Origin of the sequence: Psychrobacter sp. K31L (assembly GCF_017942195.1) — a bacterium.
In the GTDB taxonomy this organism is placed as follows: domain Bacteria; phylum Pseudomonadota; class Gammaproteobacteria; order Pseudomonadales; family Moraxellaceae; genus Psychrobacter; species Psychrobacter glaciei.
Genome location: NZ_JAGKSC010000003.1, coordinates 434,415 through 450,489 on the forward strand (window position 1 = coordinate 434,415; position 16,075 = coordinate 450,489).

The following is a 16,075-nucleotide window of genomic DNA, read 5'->3' on the forward strand; positions in this document are numbered from 1 at the left end:
TTAGTTAAACTATTTAAACAAAAATTAGACCGAGTGTAAACCTTTATCATTACCCAAACAGAAATAAGGGTATTTGTGATTACCTTCAATAATACTTATAGTGCAGTCAATCCTATACAAATTGGACAAGGGGTCAGTCTACTATCTGTAGTACTTTCACACGCCTTTATTGTATCTAAATCATCTTGAACCGACTATAGTAAGCTAAGATAGTGCTATGTTTTGAGTATGATAAATAATAACAACTTTGTTGATAAGGATTGACCAATGAGCAGCGAATTTATACCACAGGAAGGCTCTTGCTCCTGTTCTAGCAACACCTATACTATCAATAATAAACCCATTGGCCGCTTTATCTGCCACTGTACTATTTGCCAAGAATTCACTGGCCAAGCGTATAATGATGTGACGATTTTACTCAAATCGGATGTGAGTAAGTTAAACCTGATTAGAACCAAATTCCGCCGTTGGAAACTTCCGCCAAATATTAGCCGCGGGCTGTGTACGCGCTGCAATAAACCCAGTATAGAAACAGCAGTGGGCGGAAACCTCATATTAATACCCACGACAAATCTCCCTAATGTCGCCGCGCTACCTGAACCTAGCATGCACCTATTTTATAATCGCCGAGTCCAAGATATGGATGATGACTTGCCCAAGTGCAATGGCTTTGTACAAAGTCAGGCGATGACAGTTAAAGCGCTTGCTCAAGGTATGTATAAGAGAATCACTAAACGTTAGTGGCTATATTTAGAATGTAAAACCCTTTCTAAGAACACATTTACCAAGACCTTTGTTATTGCCTATATTTTGAGGAAAAAGCGAGTAATACCAGCTTTTACAACTTTTACAACTTTTACTAGCTATCATTTGGAACCTGATATGACTTCAATTGCAGTAGAAAACACGCAAAAATACTCTGCCGACATTGCTATCATTGGCGGCAGTGGTCTCTATCAAATGCAATCACTCACCAATAAACGCAATATCACCATACAGACGCCTTATGGTAGCCCTTCTGATGATATTGTCCTTGGTGAATTAGAGGGTGTGACGGTTGCTTTTTTGACACGGCATGGTCAAGGTCATAAACTCATCCCGTCCGAAGTTCCTTATCGCGCCAATATTTATGCACTAAAAACATTAGGCGTGCGCTATATCGTATCAGTATCCGCAGTCGGTTCTTTGCAAGAGCATATTGAGCCGCTAGATATGGTCGTACCCGATCAAATGATTGACATGACCAAGCAGCGAGTCAGTACGTTTTTTGGTGAAGGCGCAGTCGCTCATGTATCGATGGCAGATCCACTATGTCCTGCCCTAGCAGATATCCTAAAGCGAGCTTACGACAAAGCAGATATTTTTGAGGGAGCATGTCACTCACAGGCAACTTATGTCTGTATCGAAGGGCCACAGTTCTCAACTCGTGCAGAGTCCCAGTGGTATCGGCAAATGCAGGCAGGTATTATCGGCATGACCAATATGCCAGAAGCCAAACTGGCACGTGAAGCCAGCATTGCTTATGCTACGTTGGCCTTGGTGACAGATTTTGATTGTTGGCATCCTACCGAAGAAGCAGTCAGTGCAGATTACGCCATAAAAAACCTGATGAAAAATGCTGAAAATGCTCAGAAAGTGATTAAGGAAGCGGTCGCTCTGATTGCCGCTGAACTGCCAGATTCAATCGCACATAATGCCTTAGCCCAAGCACTGGTAACGCCTGTGAACGTGATGGACGAGCAGACCAAAACCAGACTTGCTGCATTACTGTACTAAATATTTAAAAGTGTATCGATAGATGCTTGTCTGAAATAATGACAGACAGCAAAGTGTTAAATTTCCATACACATACAAACATGCACATACAAAAAGGCCATTAACTTGAATTAATGGCCTTTTTTAGGATTTTAGCTCGTATATTTGCAACGTACGCTAACTATAGTCAAAGTATCCTAAAAACGCTACGGTATTGCTGATATCAATTTTTTGTAGCCTCTGTCTGCGCAGGCACAGTAAGCAAGAAAAATTGATATCAGCAGTACGTCATGTATCGATATTACTTTTCACTGACTATACACAGCTTTGACACTAACAACAGCCGCCCAGCTCAGATGCTAGCGTTACAGACTGATTAAATGGCATTAGCTCGCCGCAACCTGCAAAAATACCGTAGTGGCGACTGTCATCACCGATAAATTCAAAATGCGGTGCAAAGCGAGATTCTTGTAGCATTCGAAACGTATTGCCACAGACAGGGAATACTCGACCAGCCTCAATAGCATGGTGCTTATCGAGATCAAAACGATGAGGTGACTGTTCAATAGATCCTTTGTATATCACTGCTTGTCCATGATCTTCGCAGGCGTCTTCAAGCGCGGCAATTTTAAACAAACGATAAGTAGCAGAGAAAAACTGAATGTCACCGATTTTAGCCGCCAATGCGGGATCAGTAATCTCAAGTGGGCGATCCTCGACCAGACGCGGGTCTAAAAATCCTGCGCCTCTTGCCAAACGGCTAAAGTCCTTCCAGTACAAGGCACCACTCAAACACTCTCCATAAAGGACAGGATCGTCGATTAGGTGTTGCGGGATACGGCGATCAGCATAGACGTCAGAAAAATAAAACTCTCCACCGGGCTTAAGTAAACGCTGCACACTGGCCATCACTGCGGCTTTATCAGTGGATAAATTGATGACGCAATTTGAGACGATAATATCAAAGCTATTATCTGCTAACGCTAGCTCATCTAACTTTTCAAGATAGCCTTTTATAAAAGTCACATTATCATAGCCGAACTTGTCGACATGATAGTCTTGATGCTGTTTTGCGATTGCCAATTGCTCATCGGTCATATCAACACCGACTACATGCCCCGTCTCGCCAACCAATTGCGCTAGTGCGTAGACATCGCGGCCCGAACCACTTCCTAAGTCTAAAATGCGGCAGCCTTCAAGTAACGCCGGACAAACCAATCCGCAACCATAATAACGACTCAAGACGTCATCATGGATATTAGCCAGCAGCGGTTTGAGCCATTCAGGCATATTACTAATATCGCAACACGCCGAGGTCTTTAAATCAGCAGTGCTTTGTAGCTGTTTACCATAATAATCCTGAACCACGTCCTGCATAACAATGTCCTTATTGAATGTACAATCCAGTTGAAAGTCTTAGTGATGACTTTGATAAATATAGCCGCACTATTTTAGCCAATTTATTAAAACGCTTATCAGCTGTCATCGACCTTGATATTGACGTGAGAATCCAGCCAGCCATTTGGCAAATACTGCAAATCTTCAGGCTCATCAATATCATGTAAAGGTGATAATAGTGCGAGTGTCCAACCTAATGTTGCAAAGCGCTGCCTAGTCACTGCAGCCACGCTAGCCGTACTCCAGCTGATATTTGAAAAAAGACTTTTATCCGCTTGTTTAAATCCGAGCAACACATAACCACCATCTGATGCAGGAATCATGACCGCATCATGCTGATCTAGCTGCTGTGCTGCTAGTTGAATACGCGCTGCCGTGAGGCTAGGACAATCCGTACCAATTAATAAAACCTTTTCAAAACGTTGCAATACTCGCTGACTGGCTCCCAGCATACGAAAGCCCAAGTCACCCTCCACTTGCGCTGACCATTGGAGTGAGTCAGGCAAATCAAGCGCTTGCCAGCAAGGATCAGTTGGCGCAGGACTAACACATAGCTCAACCGTAAAACCAGTAGCGACGGCCTGTTCTATGCTATGCAGCAGCAGTTGCCGTGCCATTTGCGCGGCACCTTCAATACCAAGCGCTGGTTGCAAACGGGTCTTTGCCATACCCTGTGCGGGAAATTTGGCAAAAAGAATGATGCAAGTTTGTGATTTTTGATTCATGGTAAGCGTTTATTCTTTTATTTATAATAGCGCGCTTTAATATTATCAGCCGACACGCCGCGCCAATAATCAAAACGTAAATGCCACATTAAGACAATCGTCCGCCAAGTGCCATATTGTTGCCAGCGTCTGGCCGAGGTGATGACTTTACTTTTCAAACATGCAGGTTTGGCGACACCTTTTAGCTGCTTGCATAACTCGACATCTTCCATCAGCGACTGTTTAGGATAACCACCGATTTGTTCGAAAAGCTTACGCTTGATAAAAATAGCTTGGTCACCCGTAGCGATTCCGCTCAATCGTGAGCGCCAGTTAATCATACGACTTACTAACCAAAGCATCGGCTGACGGCTATTCAGCTGCACATCGAAACGACCCCATTCTGAGTGTTTTATAGCGGTGGTTACTTCTGCAATAGCTTGGATTGGCAGTTGCGTATCTGCATGTAAAAATAGCAAGATATCGCCAATTGCTAATGCTGCACCTGCATTCATTTGCTGCGCACGCCCTGCTCTGGACTCAATCATTTGCCAATCAATTTTACGACAATTATCGAGCGTTAACTCTTTAATAAAACTTTGCATTATGCCGATAGAGTCATCGTTTGAGCCGCCATCGACCAAGATAGCTTGCTGCGGTATGGGATTTAGGCTATCTATATTTGCAAACAGATGAGGCAAATTATCTGCCTCATTGAGTACTGGAATAATGATAGAAACCGTCGCTGTCATAGTTGGCCGTATTCTTACTTTTTATTCAAATTCCAATTGTAATCGGTATAGCCAATCTTCGTTTTACCTGCTTTTAGATCAGCCGTTTGCGATTTATCAAGACTTAAAGACGAGCTATAGCGAGCTAAAAATCCTTCTAAATCTTTGGTGCCGCGCCAATTAGACTCAAAGTCTTCTTTATACCATTTAAAAATTGGCGATACCTCAAGTGTGCCTCCTTTGAGACGATTGCGGCTGCTATCGGCTAAGAACTTACTGGTTACTTGCTCTAATTGCTTATCCAACTTGCTGCCTGTAAAAGCATCATCTAACAAGGCTGGACAGCCAATGCTAGCACAGTTCACCGCAAAGTGAATACGTGGTTCATTGTAGCGTTTGGAGCCACGGATTAGATTGTGTTCGATGTCATCGAGCGAGCGCTTTTTGCCTAGTAGCGTGACAAAATCTTGTTTCCATGGCGAGCCAAATATCCCACCGATATCTTTAATCGACTTAATGCTAGGATATTTGGTCAACACTAGCTCTACCGTACCTGCGTTATAGACATTGATCAAAAATGCCAATTGCTCGTCTTTGCTCCAGCGATTGAATTCTGACTGGCTGACTTTGCTAGTGGCCGCCATATAGCTATCAAGCTTGCTCTTGTCCGCTTTCATGCCATTATAATTAACGACAGAGGCTTTACCACCATTGGTCATAGTGACGTTTTTGTTGAGTAAGCTGTCCCAAGTGCTATGATTGAAATCAGCATAACTGGCGACACTGGCCAATAATATAGAAGTGGCCACTGCCGTTTTGATCATTAAACGACTGCTTGAAAAACTGCTTGTGCTCTTACTGATGCTATCAAAAATATTCATGAGTAACTCCGTTTAAATCGATGAGGTGTTTTCTATCGTCTGGTCTGCTGTCTCTTCTTCTAGCGCGCCACCGCAACTACTCCCCTGTCCTGCTGTGCAACCATAACAATGGTCAGCAATAGCGATGACGTCACCAGAAGGGTTTTGAGTCAGCAAATCGCTTAGGTGCTGACGCGACTTATTGGGTACAGGAATCTCTAACTGCTGATTGAAGTCGCAATCGAACAATTCACCCAACCAGTTGACACTGATGGTCGAGCGGCACATGACTTCCGCTAAGTTGGCAGCCACGTAATTTTCTTTGAGCAAATCCATATACGGGTGGAATTGGTTTTTGGCCAACAGCACCGCGCCAAAACGCTGAATCGGCATATTGGTCAAAGCGAACAACTGATTAAACTCAATCTCGAAATGTTCTTTTAGCTCGCGCTTATAGTCCGCTTCAAGCTGCTGTTGATTGGGCGGCAGCGTGGCACCTTGTGGGTTATAGACCAAATTCAATGTCAAATCTGAATCAGGCTTGCCATAACCTAAGGCATTGAGCTTTTGCAGTCCCAATATACTGTCATCAAACGCGCCCTTACCCCGCTGTTTGTCTACATTTTCTAAGGAATAACACGGTAAGGATGCCACTACTTCAACTTGATTGTCTGCTAAAAACTGCGCCATATCCTCATACCCATCTTCCATGAGGATAGTCAGATTACAGCGGTCTATTACTTTGACACCTAAGGCGCGAGCCGCCTTTACCAAATACTTAAAGTCCTCATGCATCTCAGGCGCACCGCCCGTCAAATCGAGCGTATCAATATTTTGCGCTTGCAGCACTTTGGGTATCATCTCAACCAGCTCACGTGACATCATCTCTGTCCGGTAAGGACTGGCAGCCACGTGGCAATGGACGCAAGACATATTGCATAAGTAGCCCATATTGACTTGTAATATCGTCAGTTGACGGCGTTTGATAGCGGGAAAATCGGTAAATTCGAGTAGTTCAATGGTAGATTTCATAAATTATTGAATCCATTCAGTAGCATTTTATTAGCAGATTAAGTCAGTTTTGACTCAGTCTCAGTAGTCATACAAACTCATTGATAATGAAAAATCTTGAGTATCATCATTAAACCACAATAGAAATCATAGCTATTATTGACAAGTTGCTAATCAATTTATGCTTTCTTTCCAGTTTAACTAATCAATGATACCGTATTATGTCCCTAGTATTTCTATTAAAAAGGAAATATCATGGTCAAATGTAAATTATAAAGCGGGTCAACAGGGTTATTTTGCATTTATAAAGCGCTTGTCGATTTGTCGCTTCAGGTACCAAACCCAGCGACCTTGTACGCTAAATCTGCCCCAACTGCCGATAGCGTATTTATCGCCGCAAGACAATAAATATAGCGTACGTGTTTTGGGCTGATACTTCTGCATAGGCTCACCTCTCAGATATGCTAGCAAATTATCAGCTTCTATAGCACCGCCATGTACCGCATGAACTCCCGAATGTGCCATGTCTTCATCTACTCGCGTTGCTACATCGCCGACAGCAAACACATTCGGATGGGAGATGCTCTGTTGCAGGGCATTGACAGCGATAAAACCATTATCAATGGTTTGCAAGTCAGTAGCGGCTGTCCATGCCGACCCCATCACGCCAGTCGCAGCGATAACCGCATCCATCGTTAACGAATCAGTAGCGGTTGACAGCTGACCATCACGATAATCTGTTGCTCGCTCCTGAACCATCCTAATGCCATGGCGATATAGCTGCTTCATAACACGCTGCTGAAAACGCGGATTAAATCCCGATAAAAAATGCTTACCGCACACCAGTGTCACTTGATGGTTAGTATTGATTTGCTGTAGCGCGACTTGAGCAGCCATGACCAACTCTATCCCTGCCGCTCCAGCACCAATGATAGCCAGTTGATACTTTTTAGATTGTCGAGCATCCGTCAGAATCTGCTGCCAATGTGTGATAAATTCTGATAATGGCCTAATAGCAATAACGCTACTCGTCTCAGCATTATGTGACCAGCGCATATCGGTATCTGCACCGGTGTTTAATGACAATACATCATAGCTATAATGCCTATCGTCAGTGGTCATGACTTGCTGAGATTTAGCGTCTACTGCTGTGATTGGCTGCTGAATAAAGCGCACACCTGCTTGAGAGCAGAGTGACTTTATATCGATACGGATATTATCTAAAGTATAGTGTCCCGCCATCCAACCAGGCAACATACCAGAGTAAACAAACTGCGGCTGTGCGCTGATTAATGTGATATCTAATTTGATGGAAGGTGTCATACAGCGTCGACGCAACAAGCCAATATGCGCATGACCAGCACCTGCCAACAGCAGTTTTTTTACAGGCATTTTTTTTGTGGGCATCTCATCGCTCAGTGTCTTTGATAGTTTTTGAATGGTTTGGCAATAGAAATTAAAACATAAGTTAAAAGCATTTAAAGCAAGACTATTGTACGATAACGACGATTCAGTAAATAATATTGACCTACTAAGGCTTTGTGATTAAATTGGTGGCAGCAATCATCTATCGTGATAATACAACCTGACTGACGGCTTATTCTCTAGCAAAGCCATATTGACAATACGTTTAGCGCTCGTCGTTAAACACTTAAAAACCATAAAAACAGTTTGTTTTTATCCTCTAACCATGCAAGGATTCTACGCTTATGAGTAATTCTGACCAGATCACCTCCTCTGATAATACCCACTATCTGCATCATACCTTCTTTGAGCCGCGCGATAGCGACAAAAAGATTACAGCCACGCTACTGATCGTCCATGGCATGTCAGAGCATAGCGGTCGCTATGCGGACTTTGCCCAGTTTTTGGCTGATAATGGTATTGCAGTAGCAACTTACGATCAGCTTGGTCATGGTCAAACGGTAAAAACACACGCTGATTTGGGGTTTTTTGGCAGCGAGCATCCGGTGCAGTCATTGTTAAAAGACGTCATCGTTATGGCTGATAGCTTAAAGGCTCGTCATCCTCATGTGCCGCACTTTGTCATGGGACACTCTATGGGCTCATTTATTGTTCGTAATGTCCTCAAACATCATGCTCAAGACTTTGCCGGTGCTATCTTGATGGGCACTGCTGATGCCAACCCGTTGACCAAAGTACTACTACCAATCAATAAACTATTGGCAAAAGCTGCACCAAGAAAGCCAAACGCCGTATTTGCCAAGGTAATGAACAAGGTACTTAACAGCAAGCTTAATAACCGTACTTCTGATTCACAGTTTGCTTGGATCAGTGAAAACCCAGCCAATATCGCCGCTTATGAAGCCGATCCACTCACGGGTTTTGACTTTACCAATAATGGTTTTATGACGTTGTTTACCTTGATGGCAACTAGCTTGCATAAAGGCTGGGCCACGACAATTGCCAAAGACTTTCCGATGCTTTTTGCCAGTGGAAAAAGCGACCCCATCGGTGACATGGGCAGCGGCATTCGCAATATTGTCAGCCGCCTAAAGAAACAAAATTTTAATAACGTGAGTGTAAAGCTCTATCCAAACATGCGCCATGAGCCCCTACATGAGCAGGCTAATAAAGTGGTCTATCACGATATCTTAGAATGGATAGACGATAATAGCTCAACGGTCTAGACGGCATTATTTATTATAAGCAATGACCATTACGCCCAACTTATTTGCTAAAAGCTGCCAAATTAGCGACAATGTGGCAGGCAATATTTTTAGTCGATTCTTTACGATATAGTTAACGATAAAATCTTTTTATTTACCTTTCATCCATCTTAGGAATTTTTATCCATGTCATTACAACAAACCATCGAACAAGCCTTTGAAAACCGCAATGAATACAGCCCAAGCACTATGCCACAAGACGTACGTGATGCCATCAATCAAGTCCTTGAGCAACTAGACAACGGTAGCTTGCGCGTTGCCGAAAAGAAAGATGGCGAATGGGTCGTCAATCAGTGGGCAAAAAAAGCGGTATTACTATCATTCCGCTTAAACGACAACTACGTTCAAGCAGCTGGCGAGCATGTACAGTTTTATGACAAAGTACCAACTAAATTTGCTAACTGGACTGAAGCACAGTTTAAAGAAGCAGGCGTACGCGTTGTACCACCGGCAGTCGCTCGTAAAGGCTCATTCATCGCGGCAGGCGCAGTATTGATGCCGTCGTATGTCAACATCGGCGCATATGTCGATCAAGGCGCGATGGTCGATACGTGGGCAACCGTGGGTTCATGTGCCCAAATCGGTAAAAACGTGCATCTATCAGGCGGCGTTGGTATCGGCGGTGTATTGGAGCCATTACAAGCGAATCCAACGATCATCGAAGACAACTGCTTTATCGGTGCGCGTTCTGAAATTGTTGAAGGCGTCATCGTCGAAGAAGGCTCAGTCATCTCGATGGGTGTGTTTATCGGTCAGTCAACGCGCATCTATGATCGCGAGACTGGCGAGATTCATCGCGGCCGTGTACCAGCAGGTTCTGTTGTCGTACCGGGTAGCTTACCGTCAGAAGATGGCACACACAGCTTGTACGCTGCTATCATCGTGAAAAAAGTAGATGCGCAAACTCGTGCAAAAACATCAGTAAATGAGCTATTACGCTTAGCCTAAATATCTAGCACGTACCATTAGTTGTTAAATAATATTGTTTTATATAAAGATGCTGGAGGATGACTCCAGCATCTTTTTTGCAGCTTAATATAAGGTGTTACGTTATAATCCTTTGTTGGTTTGGCTTTATGCAAACATAAAAACACCCACACAACCATCTGCCTTTTTTATTACGATTGATAAGTGCCTGATCGCCTTATCAACCTTTAACTGTATTTGACATATTATGAGTGAATCACCATTACGCACCGCCGCTATTCCTGTCACTGATCCTGAAGCAGGATTACGTCTGACTGAAATTTTTTACTCTTTGCAAGGTGAGGCGATAACGTCAGGCTTGCCGACGATATTTGTGCGTCTAACTGGCTGCCCGCTGCGCTGTGTCTATTGTGATACCGAATATGCCTTTACGGGCGGCGAACGTCAGTCGCTAGAGACCATTATAGAAACTATCAAAGGTTATCCTTGCAAGCGTATTTGTCTGACAGGCGGCGAGCCATTAGCGCAGCCGAATGCCATTGAATTGATGAAACGTTTGCTGAGCGATGGTTATGAGATATCCCTTGAAACCGCAGGCGCGCTCACGGTAGAAAACGTACCAACAGCGGTCAGCAAGGTGATGGATCTTAAAACGCCAAGCTCAGGCGAGGTCGATAAAAACTTATGGTCAAATTTGGACCATCTTACTCAGCATGACCAAATCAAGTTTGTCATCATGAACCGTAAAGATTACGACTGGGCGCAAGCTATGCTAATCGAGCATAAGCTAAATGAATTGGTCGGAACCGTTTGGTTTTCTCCGATGTTTAACGTCGCCGATGATATCGATGAACAGTTCAGCCCTGACGTACCTGTGTTAGCACGAGAACTTGCTGAATGGATGCTGGCTGATGCCTTGCCTGTCCGCTTTCAATTACAATTGCACAAAATCATTTGGGCAGATGCTAAAGGTAAATAGAAAAGCACATAAAAAAGCAGGTAAAAATTACTAGGGTCTGTTGAACATTCAAATGTGGTACTGGCAGTGGCTATTTTTTAGACAATACGCAGTGAAATTTTTGACGCCTAGTTATTCTAGGGTAGACAGTTTCGCCATGTATTGGCAAAAAATAGTCCTGCCCTGAAAGGCTGATGCTAAAATCACCCCAAACGTTGTTGTAAACCTAACTAAGGTCTCGACATTATCGTCAGTTTACGCCTGATTTGATAAAAGGTTTGGAGCAATTTTAGCGATCAGCAGTCCTAATATTTGAATGTTCAACAGACCCTAAACGAACGGACATATAGCCAACGGTAAGGATACAGGGATGGTCAAACTCATTTTACTCGGCTTGTTGGCAGGTGCATTCTTTAGTTCCACTTTTATTTTAAACGAGCTGATGAGTGATGCAGGCGGTCACTGGTTTTGGTCAGCCAGTCTCCGCTATGTCTTTATGTGGTTGATTATCACCGCTATTATTGTCATGCAGCATGGTTTTGGTCGTATCAAAGCGCTAATGAGAATTTTTCTACAGCATTGGGGTTTTTGGTGCGTGACTGGCAGTATCGGGTTCGGGCTATTTTATACGGGTATTTGCTATGCCGCCGACCATGTCGCCGGTTGGGTGGTAGCAGCTACCTTTATGTTTACCGTCGTGACTAGCCTGCTCGTCTTACTGGCATTTGGCCAACGTTTTGATAAAAAATTCATCGTCTATGCCGTTATTGTCTTTATAGGTGTGGTACTGGTCAATGTCAGCGAAGGCTTGCACGCGGCAGCCATAGTCGATGCTGATGCCGTCCCCATGTCTGATATGCTGCTCTATGGCGCATTACCTGCTCTCATCGCCGCTTTTAGCTATCCCATTGGCAATCAATTGATTTGGCAAGCGTCTCATAATGCTCGCCAGCGTAATACTCATCTACAAGAAGCAGCGGCGTTAAAGGCTCAACGAGACAATCTCAATCATAATGAGCCACTCATATCTGAAGCCTATGATTTACCAGCTGCCACATATGATGCTACCGATATCGATAATGCATATAAAGGTAAGACGGCAACATCACCCTTACAAAACCTAATTGCTCGCATTCCCTCTATCGAAACCACGTTGCTGCAAAATGCCTTTAATAAAGTATGGCTAATGACGCTCGGGAGTTTGCCCTTTTGGATGTTTTTAGGCATTATAGTGCGCCCTGATCAACCGCAAGTCTCACAAATATTTAATACGTTGCTCGTTGCTCTATTGGCGGGTGTGGCAGCGACCACCATATTTTTGTATGCACGTGAGCAAGCGGTTACCTCAAGTGAGGTTGCGGGCGTTGATTCTACTCAAGCCAGCGAGGTGATATTTGCCTTGATAGGCGGTATATTATTGCTCAACAACGAGATACCTTCCACATTGGGGTTGGTCGGTATTGGGCTGATTATGTTGGGACTGGTACTATTTGCCAAAGATGGGTGAGACCAAATAACGCTATGATGAATAATTTTATTTTTCCTGATATTCTGCTGTATTTACTCGATATGGTTGGTGTGATTGCTTGTGCTATCGCCGGTACTTTGCTCGCCCAACATAAAGGCTTCGATATTGCTGGTTGCATCTTAGTTTCGATGGTCAATGCCATTGGCGGTGGTACGCTACGCGATATGGCGCTAGATCGCCATCCGCTATTTTGGATGACCGACCTTACCTATGTGATTGTCATCACCGTCACCTCCCTTATCCTACAGATATTTTTTCATCTGTATCACAAGATTGATAACGCCCTCAAACTCTTTGATGCCATTGGACTAGCCGCCTTTAGCGTTATTGGTTTTAAAATAGCATTGACCCAAGATATGTCGCCCGTGATTGCCATTATGATGGGTGTTTGGACAGCCATTATTGGCGGTATGCTACGTGATATTATTTGTAATGAGATACCGCTGGTGCTCCAGCGCGAGATTTATATCTCTGCTAGTATTGTAGGCTCGGTCACTTATTTGCTGCTTGACAGTTTGGGTATGGATGCCGGATTGAATGAATTTGTTATGCTGGGCGTTATCTTTGCAGTGCGAATGTTAGCGTTGCGCTTTGATTGGCACCTGCCTTCTATTCGCTTGGTTAAATAAGACGGATTTGGATTGTTTAAAAAGCAACCTCTCTTATATTCGCTTATAATGCTTAGCCAATCATCATAAAAACTTACTGAGATTCGCACATGTTGGCTATCGCATTGGACCCTACGGTACTGATCACGACGTTCGACCCGCGTTCTTTGCTCTACTTGTTTGACATGATCGGCATTGTGGCTTGTAGTATCTCAGGGACTATCTTAGCAAAACATAAAAAATTTGACGTTTTTGGCTGCTTGTTGGTATCAATCGTGACCGCTATCGGCGGCGGCACCGTTCGTGATGTAATTTTGGATCGTCATCCACTGTTTTGGATGGTAGATATGAGCTACTTGACCGTCATCACCTTCTGCTCATTAGCGACACAAATATTTTTTCGTCCTAATTCAAGACGCGTCGATAGATTTCTCAAGCTCTCCGATACCATTGGTCTGTCAGCCTTTACCTTGATTGGTATCAAGGTTGCCGATAGCATGGGCGCCAATGTGCCCGTGGCCTTATTGCTTGGGGTGATTACCATTATTGTCGGCGGCATCATCCGCGATATGATTTGCAATGAGATTCCGCTGGTGCTACAGCAAGAGATTTATATCACCGCAGCCTTAACAGGCGGCATTCTATACTTTGCCCTGCACAATTTAGGCGTAGCGGATTGGATTGCTGACATCTCTGCCATGACTACGATTTTTACGTTAAGAATGCTCGCCATTCGCTACGATTGGCAATTCCCTGCTCTTGAATGGAAGTATTAAACCCTAGGGCGTGTCTTCAATTCACTCGATAGTCATCTAAATGGGCTAAAAATGGCTAAATCTTGCCAAACATCGTCAAATAGCTTGTTAATATCCCGATATTATCTACGCTATTTTTCTTGTTTGACGGCAATTTATCTCATTTTTATCGCCATTTCTGAAATGAAGACACGCCCTACAATGCCAATATTAAAAAAGCGTCAACCTTAAACACAGTTGACGCCTTATTATTGTCTTTTCGTAGTCTTAGAATAAGGTAACATCCTTATTCACTAAGGACTGCTAAGTCCCTTATCATCAGTTGCAGACTTTGTTTGCCATTCCATTCATTAATATCCAATTGAAATAACACGTGCACTTTTTCGGCACGATAGTCCCATGCCTCGCTATCGAAGTTAAAATGAATCGCTTCAATCGGATACTGCACATCAGGATAACGCAGTGATAGTTTAAGGTGCTTGTCTTTTAATACCTTAAAGCTTAATACTTCGAATATCCCATCAAATATCGGCGGTGCAAAGCCATGACCCCAAATACTGGCATTGGCCAAATGCTCAGCGAACCATAAGCCAAAGTCGCCTGCCTGCAACGCTCCATCAGTGAACTTCTGCTCTGCAAATACGTCATCCTCCATCTCTGCCATGACGTCATTAAACGCTGTGGCAAATGCCTCAAAGTTACGACGCTTCAAGGTTAGCCCGGCAGCCATCGCATGACCACCAAAATGGCTAATTAAGTCAGGATGGCGCTCAGCAACTTGTTCAATCGCATCACGAATGTGCACGCCAGCGATAGACCGCGCCGAGCCTTTAATGGCATCGTCGTCACCTGTACGCTCTGTATCTGCTGGTGCAAAAACGATACTGGGCAAATAATGACTTTCTTTTAAACGTCCAGCGACGATACCGATAACACCTTGATGCCAGTCATCTTGATATAAGATAATGCTGCGATCTTGATTATTAACAGCCTGTCTCTCAGTTTTATTCTGAGTAATAGTATCGCTGCTTTCGTCAGCATCATTATCGTTATTAGTAGCAGCTAATGCTTGTACGATGCTATCCGCTTGCGCGCGCATCTCACCTTCTACGTGACGACGGGTACGGTTTAGCTGCTCAAGCTCTTGCGCCAAGCGCTGCGCCGTACTCCAGTCTTCGGTCAATAGACACTCGATACCGATGCGCATATTGTCCATACGTCCGGCAGCATTGATACGAGGTCCTAATACAAAACCAAAATCTTGCGCCTGCATCTTCTTAGGATCACGACCTGCTTGTTCAAGCAATGCCAATATACCCAAACAGCAGCGTCCTTGCTGGATAGCCGCTAGACCATGATGCACTAGGATGCGATTGTTTTTATCCAGCACACCAACGTCAGCAATCGTCCCAAGCGCCACCAAATCCAAATACTGACTGACTTGCACGGTAGATTTATCGGCTTCACGGCGCAGCTTAGCTAAGCGTCCGAGCACATAAAATGCCACGCCGACCCCTACGAGCGCTTTGCTGATAAAGTTGCAATCGAGCTGGTTGGGATTGACCACCGCTTCAGCAGGTGGTGTCTCTTTGGTCGTCAGATGATGATCCGTAATGATCACAGTGATGCCATCGGCTTGCGCACGTGCCACGCCTTCATGACTTGATATACCGTTGTCTACCGTGACAATCAACTCTGGCTGATACGTCTTAATGCCTAATTCGACAATCTCTGGCGTCAAACCATAGCCGTATTTAAAGCGATCTGGTACTAGGAAGTCGACAACTGCGCCCATTTTCGTGAGTGCACGCATCATCAGCGCGGTACTGGTCGCGCCATCACAGTCAAAATCGCCCACGATAAGGATACGCTGACCGTCATCGATAGCCACGTCTAATAGACGCACTGCTTCTGTGACGCCGTGCAGCATCTCTGCGGGCAACAGACCTGACAATCCGGTCTCAAGCTCATCGGGCTGGGTAATACCGCGAGCTGCATATAAGCGAGCGAGCGTTAATGATTGGGCAGCAAGTGGTTGCAACGCGGTGGGCAACTCGTCGATGCGAGTGCTGGTATAACGGGGGGTTAAATTTAGCATGAGGCTATTCTACTGGCTTTAGCAGAGGGTCACAATGGTAATTTATAATGCC

General features: G+C 44.3%; 15 protein-coding genes. 8 read left to right on the top strand and 7 right to left on the bottom strand.

The genetic code is table 11. The features are described from left to right. The first annotated feature begins 267 nt into the window (after nucleotides 1–267). Together J5X94_RS07270 and mtnP are read left to right on the top strand one after the other, a co-directional pair. Nucleotides 268–741, top strand: a complete 474-nt coding sequence (locus tag J5X94_RS07270; RefSeq protein WP_210540770.1) for a GFA family protein — start codon at nucleotides 268–270, stop codon at nucleotides 739–741. A gap of 141 nt (nucleotides 742–882) precedes the next feature. Continuing rightward, nucleotides 883–1,776, top strand: coding sequence for an S-methyl-5'-thioadenosine phosphorylase (mtnP, locus tag J5X94_RS07275; RefSeq protein WP_210540771.1), 894 nt, complete (start codon nucleotides 883–885; stop codon nucleotides 1,774–1,776). A 312-nt stretch (nucleotides 1,777–2,088) separates the two neighbouring features. On the opposite strand, the gene J5X94_RS07280 is transcribed toward mtnP, so the two are convergent. From J5X94_RS07280 to J5X94_RS07305, 6 genes are all read right to left on the bottom strand, one after another. After that, nucleotides 2,089–3,132, bottom strand: a complete 1,044-nt coding sequence (locus J5X94_RS07280; RefSeq protein WP_201591626.1) for a methyltransferase domain-containing protein — start codon at nucleotides 3,130–3,132, stop codon at nucleotides 2,089–2,091. Nucleotides 3,133–3,230: 98 nt separating this feature from the next. Beyond that, a complete protein-coding gene (locus J5X94_RS07285; RefSeq protein ID WP_210540772.1) occupies nucleotides 3,231–3,878 on the bottom strand; it encodes a TIGR04282 family arsenosugar biosynthesis glycosyltransferase in 648 nt (215 codons plus the stop codon). 17 nt (nucleotides 3,879–3,895) lie between these two features. Then, nucleotides 3,896–4,609: a TIGR04283 family arsenosugar biosynthesis glycosyltransferase gene (locus J5X94_RS07290; RefSeq protein ID WP_210540773.1), complete on the bottom strand. Its 714-nt coding sequence runs from the start codon at nucleotides 4,607–4,609 to the stop codon at nucleotides 3,896–3,898. 14 nt (nucleotides 4,610–4,623) lie between these two features. After that, nucleotides 4,624–5,469: a DUF547 domain-containing protein gene (locus J5X94_RS07295; RefSeq protein WP_201591655.1), complete on the bottom strand. Its 846-nt coding sequence runs from the start codon at nucleotides 5,467–5,469 to the stop codon at nucleotides 4,624–4,626. A 12-nt stretch (nucleotides 5,470–5,481) separates the two neighbouring features. Next, on the bottom strand, nucleotides 5,482–6,480 hold the full coding sequence (gene arsS / locus J5X94_RS07300; protein ID WP_201591673.1) for an arsenosugar biosynthesis radical SAM (seleno)protein ArsS: 999 nt from the start codon (nucleotides 6,478–6,480) through the stop codon (nucleotides 5,482–5,484). A gap of 270 nt (nucleotides 6,481–6,750) precedes the next feature. Then, nucleotides 6,751–7,866 (bottom strand): FAD-dependent oxidoreductase, encoded by a 1,116-nt coding sequence (locus J5X94_RS07305; protein WP_210540774.1) that lies wholly within the window; start codon nucleotides 7,864–7,866, stop codon nucleotides 6,751–6,753. 302 nt (nucleotides 7,867–8,168) lie between these two features. Between J5X94_RS07305 and J5X94_RS07310 the strand changes: the two genes are divergently transcribed. The 6 genes from J5X94_RS07310 (at nucleotide 8,169) to J5X94_RS07335 (ending at nucleotide 13,946) form a co-directional block, all read left to right on the top strand. Then, complete coding sequence (locus J5X94_RS07310) at nucleotides 8,169–9,110, top strand: alpha/beta fold hydrolase (protein WP_201591679.1); 942 nt, start codon at nucleotides 8,169–8,171, stop codon at nucleotides 9,108–9,110. Nucleotides 9,111–9,275: 165 nt separating this feature from the next. Beyond that, nucleotides 9,276–10,097 (top strand): 2,3,4,5-tetrahydropyridine-2,6-dicarboxylate N-succinyltransferase, encoded by an 822-nt coding sequence (gene dapD, locus J5X94_RS07315; protein ID WP_010199491.1) that lies wholly within the window; start codon nucleotides 9,276–9,278, stop codon nucleotides 10,095–10,097. A gap of 226 nt (nucleotides 10,098–10,323) precedes the next feature. Then, nucleotides 10,324–11,055, top strand: coding sequence for a 7-carboxy-7-deazaguanine synthase QueE (queE, locus tag J5X94_RS07320; RefSeq protein ID WP_194620113.1), 732 nt, complete (start codon nucleotides 10,324–10,326; stop codon nucleotides 11,053–11,055). Nucleotides 11,056–11,404: 349 nt separating this feature from the next. Further along, a complete protein-coding gene (locus tag J5X94_RS07325) occupies nucleotides 11,405–12,541 on the top strand; it encodes a multidrug resistance efflux transporter family protein (RefSeq protein WP_210540775.1) in 1,137 nt (378 codons plus the stop codon). Nucleotides 12,542–12,555: 14 nt separating this feature from the next. Continuing rightward, nucleotides 12,556–13,191 (top strand): trimeric intracellular cation channel family protein, encoded by a 636-nt coding sequence (locus J5X94_RS07330; protein WP_210540776.1) that lies wholly within the window; start codon nucleotides 12,556–12,558, stop codon nucleotides 13,189–13,191. An 89-nt stretch (nucleotides 13,192–13,280) separates the two neighbouring features. Next, the gene (locus J5X94_RS07335) at nucleotides 13,281–13,946 is read left to right on the top strand and encodes a trimeric intracellular cation channel family protein (protein ID WP_010199481.1); all 666 of its coding nucleotides are present in this window, start codon (nucleotides 13,281–13,283) and stop codon (nucleotides 13,944–13,946) included. A 265-nt stretch (nucleotides 13,947–14,211) separates the two neighbouring features. Here the strand turns inward: J5X94_RS07335 and recJ are convergent, their stop codons facing one another. Beyond that, complete coding sequence (recJ, locus tag J5X94_RS07340; RefSeq protein ID WP_210540777.1) at nucleotides 14,212–16,023, bottom strand: single-stranded-DNA-specific exonuclease RecJ; 1,812 nt, start codon at nucleotides 16,021–16,023, stop codon at nucleotides 14,212–14,214. Nucleotides 16,024–16,075: the final 52 nt, after the last annotated feature.